The sequence below is a fragment of the Escherichia sp. MR genome (assembly GCF_005280595.1).
Classification (GTDB): domain Bacteria; phylum Pseudomonadota; class Gammaproteobacteria; order Enterobacterales; family Enterobacteriaceae; genus Escherichia; species Escherichia ruysiae.
Window position 1 is genome coordinate 119,925 of sequence record NZ_SZVK01000006.1, and the last position, 11,104, is coordinate 131,028.

The following is an 11,104-nucleotide window of genomic DNA, read 5'->3' on the forward strand; positions in this document are numbered from 1 at the left end:
TTGATGTTTATGAATAATTGTTGAATTTTGCAGAAAAATGGAATTAACCGCAAAAAAGGCACGGATCGGAAAAGTGATAAGGTGTATGAAGAGGAAAGGCTTATGGCTACTGCAAAATGAAGCAGCCAAAGTTTACCTTTGGCTGCATGGAAATCAGGATTTATGCCGGTTATCAGGCAGGAATATGGTCAACATACCAAGAAGTGGAAGGAAAGCACAGATTTTATAAACTAACTCGATACTGGTATGATCGGCGATAAGCCCCAGAACCGCAGCGCCCAGCCCCCCCATACCGAAAGCAAAACCGAAAAACAGTCCAGAAACCATGCCGATACGTCCCGGAAGTAGCTCCTGAGCGTAGACCAGAATGGCGGAAAACGCCGAGGCGAGGATAAATCCAATAATCACCGTTAAAACCCCCGTCCAGTACAGGCTGGCGTAGGGTAAAATCAAGGTAAATGGCGCAACGCCGAGGATAGAGCCCCAAATCACATATTTTCGACCGATTTTATCGCCTACAGGCCCGCCAATCACCGTACCCGCCGCGACGGCAAACAGGAAGGCAAACAGATGAAGCTGGGCATTCTGGATAGATAATCCGAATTTTTGCATCAGATAAAAGGTGTAATAGCTGCTGATGCTCGCCATATAGAAATATTTCGAGAAAATCAGCACTAACAGCACACAAACAGCCAGCACGACCTTATTACGCGGCAGTGGATTGATTATTATTGCTTTCGGTTTGCCTTTACTCATCCGATGCTGTGCAGAGTACCAACGGCTGATTTGCGCCAGTACCACGATAGCCAGCAACGCCGCCAGCACAAACCATGCAACGTTGCCTTTGCCGTAAGGGGCGATGATCACCGCCGCCAGCAATGGCCCCAACGAACTACCAAAGTTACCGCCTACCTGGAAGATAGATTGCGCCAGGCCATGACGTCCACCAGACGCCATACGCGCCACGCGGGAAGATTCCGGGTGAAAGACCGACGAACCCGTACCGACCAGCGCCGCCGCCAGCAGAACCGTGCCAAAACTACCCGCCAGCGCCAGCAGTATCAGGCCGCTCATGGTAAAGCACATGCCAATCGGTAATGACCACGGCATTGGGTATTTATCTGTCCAGTAACCGACTACCGGTTGCAACAGCGAAGAGGCGAGCTGAAAGGTGAGGGTAATCATCCCAATCTGCATAAACGTCAGGGAAAACTCTGACTGAAGCAGCGGATAAATCGCCAGAATTAGCGATTGGATCATGTCGTTCAGCAGATGCGAAAGGCTGATTGCGCCTAAAATACCAAATGATGTACGAGCCTTAGTGGTCGATGCAGCCGCGCCCGCCGCAGGCTGGGTTTGTTCACTCATTGCCATAGGAAAGTCACTTTTTCAGAGTTGCGATGTAAAGAATGATCTTATTTGTGATTATTACCCGACTAACATACCTGTATGCGCTGTCTGAAGGAAGTCTCAATGCTTAATACAGAATTTCCATTTTTGTATGTAGATTTACCATCACCGAACACAGACTTGTCTATTATGTCGCTTCATACTAATTTTCAACACGTTGATATCTGGTCAGGGAGAGAGAAATATGAAGTTTTTGCAGCGGGGGGTGGCATTAGCACTATTAGCCGCATTTACACTGGCGAGTGAAACCGCCCAGGCTTATGAGCAGGATAAAACCTACAAAATTACGGTACTTCATACCAACGACCACCACGGTCATTTCTGGCGTAATGAATATGGCGAATATGGTCTGGCGGCGCAAAAAACGCTGGTGGATGGTATCCGCAAAGAAGTCGCGGCTGAAGGTGGTAGCGTGCTGTTACTTTCTGGAGGTGACATTAACACTGGTGTTCCAGAGTCTGATTTACAGGACGCCGAACCGGATTTTCGCGGCATGAATCTGGTGGGTTATGACGCGATGGCAATCGGTAATCATGAATTTGATAACCCGCTCACCGTATTACGTCAGCAGGAAAAATGGGCAAAGTTCCCGTTGCTCTCCGCCAATATCTATCAAAAAAGTACCGGCGAGCGTTTGTTTAAACCCTGGGCGTTGTTTAAGCGTCAGGATCTGAAAATCGCGGTAATTGGTCTGACGACCGATGACACGGCGAAAATTGGTAACCCGGAATATTTCACCGACATTGAATTTCGTAAACCTGCCGACGAAGCGAAGCTGGTGATTCAGGAACTGCAACAGACAGAAAAGCCGGACATTATTATTGCAGCCACGCATATGGGGCATTACGATAATGGCGAACACGGTTCAAACGCACCGGGCGATGTAGAGATGGCGCGCAGCCTGCCTGCCGGATCGTTGGCGATGATTGTCGGCGGTCACTCGCAAGATCCGGTCTGCATGGCAGCAGAAAATAAAAAACAGGTCGATTATGTGCCGGGTACACCTTGCAAGCCGGATCAACAAAACGGCATCTGGATTGTCCAGGCGCATGAGTGGGGCAAGTATGTGGGACGAGCCGATTTTGAGTTTCGCAATGGCGAAATGAAAATGGTCAATTACCAGTTGATTCCGGTGAACCTGAAGAAAAAAGTGACCTGGGAAGACGGAAAAAGCGAACGCGTGCTGTACACCCCGGAAATCGCCGAAAACCAGCAAATGATCTCGCTGTTATCACCGTTCCAGAACAAAGGCAAAGCACAGCTGGAAGTGAAAATTGGTGAGGTTAGTGACCGTCTTGAAGGCGACCGCAGCAAAGTTCGTTTCGTACAGACCAATATGGGACGGTTGATTCTGGCAGCACAAATGGATCGCACCGGAGCCGACTTTGCGGTGATGAGCGGAGGCGGAATTCGTGACTCCATCGACGCGGGTAACATCAGTTATAAAAACGTGCTGAAAGTGCAGCCGTTCGGCAATGTGGTGGTGTATGCCGACATGAGCGGTAAGGAAGTGATTGATTACCTGACCGCCGTTGCACAAATGAAGCCGGATTCCGGTGCCTATCCGCAATTTGCCAACGTCAGCTTTGTGGCGAAAGATGGCAAACTTAACGACCTGAAAATCAAAGGCGAACCGGTCGATCCGGCAAAAACTTACCGCATGGCGACGTTAAACTTCAATGCCACCGGCGGTGATGGTTATCCGCGCCTTGATAATAAACCGGGCTATGTCAATACCGGCTTTATAGATGCTGAAGTGCTGAAAGACTATATCCAGAAAAACTCGCCGCTGGATGCGAGCGCGTATGAGCCGAAAGGTGAGGTGAGCTGGCAGTAATCTGAAAGTGCCGGATGTTTGCATCCGGCACAATGCTTAATCCCGGCGGGCGATATCGGCAAATTTCGCATCGAGGATCTTCGCCAGATCGCCTGCCGCAAGTTCAATATCCAGTCCGCGCTTGCCACCGGAAACATAAATAGTGGCAAATTCTTGCGCGGGGGCATCAATAATCGTCGGCAGACGTTTTTTCTGTCCTAGTGGGCTAATTCCCCCAACTAAATATCCCGTCGAACGCTGTGCCACCATCGGATCGGCCATCTCTACCTTTTTGGCACCCAGCGCCTTTGCCACCTTTTTAAGATCCAGTTGACCGGCGACCGGCGTAACGGCCACCGCCAGATGTTTCATATCGCCGTTCACTGCGACCAGCAGCGTTTTGTAGACCTGATCTGCATTCAAGCCTAATTTTTTGACCACTTCATCGCCAAAGTTGGTTTCAGCCGGATCGTGATCGTAGGTATGAATCTGGAATGAAATCTTGTTTTTTTCGAGTAATTTAACTGCGGGTGTCATCGTAATTTTCCTGCCTTAAACAAAAAAACGAAGAAAGCATACGCCTGATGGCGGCTCAAAAAAAAGAGTCATCTTGCCTAATAGTATTGGCAGGATGGTGAGATTGAGCGACAATCGAGTTACACCGTCGCTTAAAGTGACGGCATAATAATAAAAATATGAAATTCCTCTTTGACGGGCCAATAGCGATATTGGCCATTTTTTTTAGCGCAACATTTGTGGCAAATTCCCTTCTCCATACAGATGTAACGCACCGACCGCGACCACATAGCGCCCCGGTGGCATAGCCCGTAATTTATCCCGCCAGGCAAGATTTCGCTGATGCATCAACACGTCGTACAGCGACTGGCTGAACGTATTGGGCAGCGTTATTTCATTATTTTGTGGCGGCGCATTCAGCCACCAGCTCATCATTTGTTGTAGTAGCCGTGCGTTGGTATGCCAGTGGGTCAGCGTATCGTCCAGCAGCGCCAGTCCTTTGTCGGGGAGCTGGAGCAACATGGCAATCTGATTTTCTGCCCCTTCCAGTTCAATCACGGGCTTATGTTGTTGTTTCGCCGCCTGCAATAGCTGGTAATCGATACCATATTCTGCCCGCAGCCCCAGTTTTTGCGCCTGCGTCGCCTGGAGAACCATCGCGATTTGCCACAGTTGTTGGGTAGAAAAGAGCGACGGAGAAATGCCCATTTCCTGGCTGATGTGCTGCAGATTTTGTAATTGTTCTTCGCTGATGCGCTCTTCCAGCGCCTCGCAGGCAGGCAAATTAGCAAAAGGCGTATCGCTGGTGGAAACATCTGCCTCGACAATCAGCGCATCGGCTTGTTTGAGCTTTTTAAGCAAACGGGCGGGTAGAGGAGCCATATCGTGGCTACCCATATGAATACTGCCAATCAGATGAAAATGGCGATTGCCGGGGAGGGAGATATCGATGGCAGGCCAGGTGTAATGATTACCGCGCAGCGCGGCCCAAAGTGTTTTTACCCGGTACAACAGATCCATACGACCTCCCTTTGTGAAATATCATGCTAGCGCGCGGGGAGGGATGGCGCAAATGGAGTTGATTGTTGCACTTGTGCACAGTGCTTGTGTGCATTATAATGATTAAATAATGGACAAGGAGATGAGAATGGAATGGCTCAAAAAATCAACATAAGGAGTTTTCGTGATCCCTGGCTGGCTGATTTTTTTGTCCACTCAACGGCACATCGAAAGATCCCTGCTGAAATCCATAACGCGTTATCAAGAAAATTGGACATCATTAATGCTGCCACTTCCCATCGGGATTTACGTTCCCCACCAGGGAACCGGTACGAAGAGTTATCGGGGAAATTGCAGGAATACTCCTCCATAAGAGTGAATAAACAGTACCGACTGATATTTAAATGGGTTAATGGCAAGGCCGAAGAATTGTTTTTAGATCCACACAACTACTAAAACATAGCTGTCGTATTGACGAGAAAGGTAAAACCATGAAACAGGCAACAAGAAAACCGACGACACCCGGAGATATTCTTCTCTATGAATATCTGGAACCGCTCGATTTGAAAATCAATGAGTTAGCAGAGTTGCTGCATGTTCATCGTAATAGCGTCAGTGCACTGATCAATAATAATCGTAAACTCACCACTGATATGGCATTTCGTCTGGCGAAAGTTTTTGATACCACAGTGGATTTTTGGCTAAACCTCCAGGCGGCAGTTGATCTTTGGGAAGTTGAAAACAACATGCGCACCCAGGAAGAATTGGGACGGATTGAAACAGTGGCTGAATATTTGGCACGCCGTGAAGAGCGTGCAAAAAAGGTCGCGTAAAATCATTTCCCTATAACGGATGCGCCACCCTAAAGCAGCGCATCCGCAATGACATACTTATTCCTTCGGTTTAAACCGCAGCAATCGGTTAGCGTTACTCACCACCGTAATCGACGAGAGCGCCATTGCCGCTCCGGCGACCACCGGGTTAAGCAGTGTTCCGGTGAACGGCCACAAAATACCGGCGGCGACCGGAATACCGATACTGTTGTAGATAAACGCGCCAAGCAGGTTTTGCTTCATATTGCGTAGCGTCGCGCGGGAGATGGCGAGTGCGTCTGCAACCCCCATCAGGCTATGGCGCATCAGGGTAATCGCCGCTGTTTCAATGGCAACATCACTCCCGCCACCCATTGCAATACCGACATCCGCCTGGGCCAGCGCCGGCGCGTCGTTAATGCCGTCGCCCACCATTGCTACCTGGCGACCCTCGCTTTGCAGACGTTTAATCGCTTCGGCTTTTCCATCCGGCAATACACCCGCAATCACTTCATCAATCCCTGCTTCTTTGGCGATCGCATTGGCGGTGGTTGGGTTATCGCCGGTTAACATTACCAGACGATATCCCGCTTTATGCAGACGTTGCAGCGCCGCCACGCTATCGCTACGCAATGGATCGCGTACCGCCAACAGAGCCACCGCTTTGCCATCAACGGCCAGTAACACCGGCGTTGCGCCTTGTGATGCCTGGGCTGAAATATCAGCTTCAATCGCTTTCGTATCGACTTGCTGGTCATTTAACAGAGCCTGATTCCCCAGCAGCAGTGAATGGCCTTCCGCTTCGCCACTTACCCCCAGTCCGCGCAATGTACGGAAGCTATTGACCTGTGGCAGCGTGATATCGCCTGCTTTATCGAGGATTGCCCGCGCCAGCGGATGGCTGGAACCTTGCTCCAGTGCCGCCGCCAGACGCAATGCCTGCGCTTCATCAATATCAGCAAACGTTTTTACTGCGACAACCTGTGGTTTACCTTCGGTCAGCGTCCCGGTTTTATCGAACACCACGGTGTCGAGCGTACTGGCGCGTTGCAGCGCGTCGGCGTCCCGCACCAGCACCCCAAATTCTGCCGCGCGCCCGACGCCGGAAATAATCGACATCGGCGTCGCCAGCCCCAGCGCACAGGGGCAGGCAATAATCAGCACCGTGGTGGCAATCACCAGGGTATAAACAATTTGCGGTGCGGGTCCAAAGAAATACCAGATTGCCGCACTGATCAACGCAATCACCACTACCACCGGCACAAACACGGCAGAGATTTTATCCGCCAGTTGACCGATTTCTGGCTTACTGCTCTGAGCCTGGCGCACCATGCGAATGATCCGCGACAACGTGGTATGGCTGCCGACTGCGCTGGCGCGAAACAGCACACTACCGTCCTGCACCACTGTCCCGGCATGAACGCTATCGCCTTCGCCTTTTTGCTGTGGAATAGGTTCGCCCGTTAACATCGCCTCATCCAGCCACGCTTCGCCCTGAGTGATTTCGCCATCCACCGGCACACGGTCACCGGTTGTCAGGCGCAGCAACATACCTGGCTGAACGTCTGCCAGCGGCACACTCTTTTCACCTTCGTTAGTAACCAGTCGCGCCGTCGGCGGGGTTAAATCGAGTAATTTCTCCAGCGCCTTCGATGAACGCTGGCGCGCACGCGCTTCCAGCATATGACCGAGATTAATCAGACCGATAATCATCGCGCTGGCTTCGTAATAAAGATGTCGTGCTTCCATCGGGAACCACTGCGGCCACAGGTTAACGCTCATTGAATAGAGCCATGCCACGCCAGTACCCAGCGCCACCAGCGTATCCATCGTCGCCGCGCCGTTGAGCAGGCTCTTCCATGCACTGCGGTAAAAATGTCCGCCAGCGAAAACCATAACCGCCAGGGTTATCAGCCCAATAACCAGCCACAGGCTGCGGTTGTCGGCGGTGACCATCATGTTATCGCCGATCATCCCCCAGACCATTACCGGGATACCCACCGCCAGAGCGACAATTGCCTGCCAGCGGAAGCGTTTCATGGTAGCGACGGCTGTTTCCTGCTGGCGCTCACGGCGTTTAGCGTCATCTTCAATCGCTTCCGCGCCGTAGCCTGCTTTTTCCACCGCCTGCACTAAATCTTGTGCGGAGGCACTGCCCATCACCAGCGCAGTGCGCTCCGCCAGGTTTACCCGTGCCTGGGTGACGCCCGGTACGCTTTGCAGCGCATTTTGTACGCGGGTGACACAGCTGGCGCAGCTCATGCCGCTCAACAGCAACTGCTGGCTATCGTCGTCATCGGCGGTTGCTGCCGGAAGCTCATCAGAAACCGCTGTCAGTGCTTCCGACGGGATTGATGACTCCGCCAGCGGTTTAGCCTTTGGGTGGCTTACAGATGCGTCATAACCCGCTTGCTTGATGGTTTCGATAAGCTGTTCCGCGCTGGCAGTACCTGTGACGTGCGCTTCAGTAATTGACACATCTGCCTGCTCAACGTCCGGGCGCTGTTCGAGACTTTCTTTCACGCGTTTAACGCAGTGACCGCAGGACAGGCCGTCCAGGGTCAGGTCGATAGTTTGTGACATAACGTACTCCTTTAAGACAGTTTTGACTGACTGTGATAAAGGGTAAACCTTCCAGCAAGGGGAAGGTCAAGAAATTATTTCGTAGCGCAATGAAAACGCGGTGGAGATTAAAAGATTGGCTCAATTTGCATCAGGATTAGACATTTATCTCTTTGTTTTCCTTTGGTTAAGTTGCGGGTGCTAAGTTAAATCAGGATGCCTGAAAATTGGCATCGGGATGAGGAATAGCCTCCCGCATCTATAAAAAGGAGTTAACAACAGATGTCAGATGCAAAAAATTTACAGCAGGCAGTGGATCAGGCATATGCCCAATTTCACTCACTTAGCGGCGGGCAAAATGCCGATTACATTCCCTTTCTGGCGAATGTCCCCAGCCAACTGGCGGGGGTAGCTATTGTGACTTGCGATGGCAACGTCTATCGCGCGGGTGATAGTGATTACCGCTTTGCGCTGGAATCCATCTCGAAAGTCTGTACTTTAGCCCTCGCGCTGGAAGATGTCGGCCCGCAGGCGGTGCAGGACAAAATTGGCGCTGATCCGACCGGATTACCTTTTAATTCAGTCATTGCCTTAGAACTTCATGGTGGCAAGCCGTTGTCGCCGCTGGTAAATGCAGGCGCTATCGCCACTACCAGTCTGATCAAAGCCGATAATGCTGAACAACGCTGGCAGAGAATTTTACACATCCAACAACAACTTGCTGGTGAGCAGGTGGCGCTTTCTGAGGAAGTGAACCAGTCGGAACAGACCACCAACTTCCACAACCGGGCGATTGCCTGGCTGCTGTATTCCTCTGGATATCTCTATTGCGATGCGATGGAAGCCTGTGATGTGTACACCCGCCAGTGCTCCACGCTTATCAATACCGTTGAGCTGGCTACGCTTGGCGCGACACTGGCGGCGGGCGGTGTTAATCCGCTAAGCCAAAAACGCGTTCTCCAGGCTGACAATGTGCCGTACATCCTGGCCGAAATGATGATGGAAGGGCTGTATGGTCGCTCTGGTGACTGGGCGTATCGCGTTGGCTTACCCGGCAAAAGCGGCGTCGGTGGCGGCATTCTGGCGGTAGTGCCTGGCGTGATGGGGATTGCCGCGTTCTCGCCACCGTTGGATGAAGAAGGCAACAGTGTTCGTGGACAAAAAATGGTGGCATCGGTCGCTAAACAACTCGGCTATAACGTGTTTAAGGGCTGATCATGATGAACACGGAAGGTAATAACGGTGACAAACCTCTGGGACTATGGAATGTGGTTTCCATAGGTATCGGGGCGATGGTGGGGGCGGGGATCTTTGCCCTGTTGGGGCAAGCGGCGTTGCTAATGGAAGCCTCGACCTGGGTCGCTTTTGCTTTTGGCGGCATTGTGGCGATGTTTTCCGGATATGCCTATGCGCGCCTTGGTGCAAGTTATCCCAGCAATGGCGGGATTATTGACTTCTTTCGCCGGGGGTTAGGCAACGGTGTTTTTTCGCTGGCGCTCTCGTTGCTGTACCTGATGACGCTGGCGGTGAGTATCGCGATGGTTGCCCGTGCCTTTGGTGCTTATGCTGTGCAGTTTTTGCATGAGGGCAGCCAGGATGAGCATCTTATTTTGCTCTACGCGCTGGCGATCATTGCCCTGATGACGCTGTTCAACTCCTTAAGCAACCATGCGGTAGGGCGACTGGAAGTGATCCTTGTCGGCATCAAAATGATGATCCTGTTGTTGCTGATTATTGCGGGCGTCTGGTCGCTGCAACCGGCGCATATTTCCGTCTCTGCGCCCCCCAGCTCCGGCGCATTCTTCTCTTGTATCGGGATTACCTTCCTTGCTTATGCGGGCTTTGGCATGATGGCAAACGCGGCGGATAAAGTGAAAGATCCGGCGGTCATTATGCCGCGAGCATTTTTGCTGGCGATAGGCGTTACCACACTGCTCTATATTTCCCTGGCACTGGTGCTGCTTAGTGATGTTTCGGCATTAGAGTTAGAAAAATATGCCGATACCGCCGTAGCGCAGGCCGCTTCTCCACTGCTTGGGCATGTGGGTTATGTGATAGTGGTGATAGGTGCTTTGCTGGCGACGGCATCAGCCATCAACGCAAACCTGTTTGCGGTGTTTAATATCATGGACAACATGGGCAGCGAGCGTGAACTGCCGAAGCTAATGAATAAATCCCTGTGGCGGCAGAGTACGTGGGGCAACATCATCATAGTGGTGTTGATCATGCTGATGACGGCGGCGCTTAATTTAGGTTCCCTGGCCAGTGTTGCCAGCGCCACCTTTTTGATCTGCTACCTTGCGGTGTTTGTGGTGGCGATCCGTCTGCGTCATGATATTCACGCCTCGTTGCCAATCCTCGTTGTCGGTATGATGGTCATGCTATTGGTAATCATCGGTTTTATTTACAGTCTATGGTCCCAGGGCAGCAGCGCACTGATGTGGATTATTGGCGCACTATTACTAAGCCTTATTGTGGCAATGGTAATGAAACGGAATAAAACCATATAAAATCTACCTGCGCGCAGTGCTTTCTGTGCTGCGCCTTTATTTTTTTTTCTTAATCAAATCCTCCGTCTTATACTTTTAATAAATAAGTCACAAAAAAATGGTATATACACGATAAAACTGTGATTCTTATCACTTCTTACTATGGATTATTCTCAATGCGGATGATGGTAATCTAAAACTCGTAGTGTATTCTTAATAAATAACGTATAAGCTTTTTAGCTGCATTTCTTTTAATAGGGGGAATAAAAACGAAAGAGATGCACAAGTTATTACCCTTCTTAAATAAAATGAGGCTGGTTATAAAAACCAGTTAAAATAATGACCTGGAAGGAAGTGACTTATCTATGGCGCGATTACAATTAAAAAACCGTAAAAATAAATGCCTGATATTTTTAATAAGTTTTAGGTGATGCTGCCAACTTACTGATTTAGTGTATGATGGTGTTTTTGAGGTGCTCCAGTGGCTTCTGTTTCTATCA

The 11,104-nt window shown here is 50.6% G+C and carries 9 protein-coding genes; 5 read left to right on the plus strand and 4 right to left on the minus strand.

Annotated features, from left to right (window positions below):
- Nucleotides 1-153: 153 nt before the first annotated feature.
- The gene (gene fsr, locus FC814_RS04620; protein ID WP_001251623.1) at nt 154-1,374 is read right to left on the minus strand and encodes a fosmidomycin MFS transporter; all 1,221 of its coding nucleotides are present in this window, start codon (nt 1,372-1,374) and stop codon (nt 154-156) included.
- 220 nt (nt 1,375-1,594) lie between these two features.
- On the opposite strand from fsr, the gene ushA reads away from it, so the two are divergent.
- A complete protein-coding gene (gene ushA / locus FC814_RS04625) occupies nt 1,595-3,247 on the plus strand; it encodes a bifunctional UDP-sugar hydrolase/5'-nucleotidase (protein ID WP_000670591.1) in 1,653 nt (550 codons plus the stop codon).
- Nucleotides 3,248-3,283: 36 nt separating this feature from the next.
- Here the strand turns inward: ushA and ybaK are convergent, their stop codons facing one another.
- Nucleotides 3,284-3,763, minus strand: coding sequence for a Cys-tRNA(Pro)/Cys-tRNA(Cys) deacylase YbaK (gene ybaK / locus FC814_RS04630; protein WP_000186623.1), 480 nt, complete (start codon nt 3,761-3,763; stop codon nt 3,284-3,286).
- A gap of 204 nt (nt 3,764-3,967) precedes the next feature.
- Nucleotides 3,968-4,762 carry a TraB/GumN family protein gene (locus tag FC814_RS04635; RefSeq protein WP_137325576.1) on the minus strand — a complete coding sequence of 265 codons (795 nt, stop codon included), beginning with the start codon at nt 4,760-4,762 and terminating at the stop codon, nt 3,968-3,970.
- 132 nt (nt 4,763-4,894) lie between these two features.
- Here FC814_RS04635 and FC814_RS04640 point away from each other — a divergent pair, with 132 nt between their 5' ends.
- Nucleotides 4,895-5,197: a type II toxin-antitoxin system RelE/ParE family toxin gene (locus FC814_RS04640; RefSeq protein ID WP_137325577.1), complete on the plus strand. Its 303-nt coding sequence runs from the start codon at nt 4,895-4,897 to the stop codon at nt 5,195-5,197.
- A gap of 35 nt (nt 5,198-5,232) precedes the next feature.
- A complete protein-coding gene (locus FC814_RS04645) occupies nt 5,233-5,574 on the plus strand; it encodes a HigA family addiction module antitoxin (RefSeq protein WP_000806439.1) in 342 nt (113 codons plus the stop codon).
- Between the two features lie 57 nt (nt 5,575-5,631).
- On the opposite strand, the gene copA is transcribed toward FC814_RS04645, so the two are convergent.
- Nucleotides 5,632-8,136, minus strand: coding sequence for a copper-exporting P-type ATPase CopA (gene copA / locus FC814_RS04650; RefSeq protein WP_137325578.1), 2,505 nt, complete (start codon nt 8,134-8,136; stop codon nt 5,632-5,634).
- Between the two features lie 261 nt (nt 8,137-8,397).
- Here copA and glsA point away from each other — a divergent pair, with 261 nt between their 5' ends.
- Nucleotides 8,398-9,330 carry a glutaminase A gene (gene glsA, locus FC814_RS04655; protein ID WP_137325579.1) on the plus strand — a complete coding sequence of 311 codons (933 nt, stop codon included), beginning with the start codon at nt 8,398-8,400 and terminating at the stop codon, nt 9,328-9,330.
- A gap of 2 nt (nt 9,331-9,332) precedes the next feature.
- Nucleotides 9,333-10,625, plus strand: coding sequence for an APC family permease (locus FC814_RS04660; protein WP_000982146.1), 1,293 nt, complete (start codon nt 9,333-9,335; stop codon nt 10,623-10,625).
- The last annotated feature ends 479 nt before the right edge of the window (nt 10,626-11,104 follow it).

What these genes read in the sequence shown, in the direction of transcription:
- ybaK (WP_000186623.1), bottom strand. Translation starts at nt 3,763, where the DNA reads ATGACACCCGCAGTTAAATTACTCGAAAAAAACAAGATTTCATTCCAG.
- ushA (WP_000670591.1), top strand. Translation starts at nt 1,595, where the DNA reads ATGAAGTTTTTGCAGCGGGGGGTGGCATTAGCACTATTAGCCGCATTT.
- FC814_RS04660 (WP_000982146.1), top strand. Translation starts at nt 9,333, where the DNA reads ATGATGAACACGGAAGGTAATAACGGTGACAAACCTCTGGGACTATGG.
- FC814_RS04635 (WP_137325576.1), bottom strand. Translation starts at nt 4,762, where the DNA reads ATGGATCTGTTGTACCGGGTAAAAACACTTTGGGCCGCGCTGCGCGGT.
- FC814_RS04645 (WP_000806439.1), top strand. Translation starts at nt 5,233, where the DNA reads ATGAAACAGGCAACAAGAAAACCGACGACACCCGGAGATATTCTTCTC.
- FC814_RS04640 (WP_137325577.1), top strand. Translation starts at nt 4,895, where the DNA reads ATGGCTCAAAAAATCAACATAAGGAGTTTTCGTGATCCCTGGCTGGCT.
- fsr (WP_001251623.1), bottom strand. Translation starts at nt 1,374, where the DNA reads ATGGCAATGAGTGAACAAACCCAGCCTGCGGCGGGCGCGGCTGCATCG.
- copA (WP_137325578.1), bottom strand. Translation starts at nt 8,136, where the DNA reads ATGTCACAAACTATCGACCTGACCCTGGACGGCCTGTCCTGCGGTCAC.
- glsA (WP_137325579.1), top strand. Translation starts at nt 8,398, where the DNA reads ATGTCAGATGCAAAAAATTTACAGCAGGCAGTGGATCAGGCATATGCC.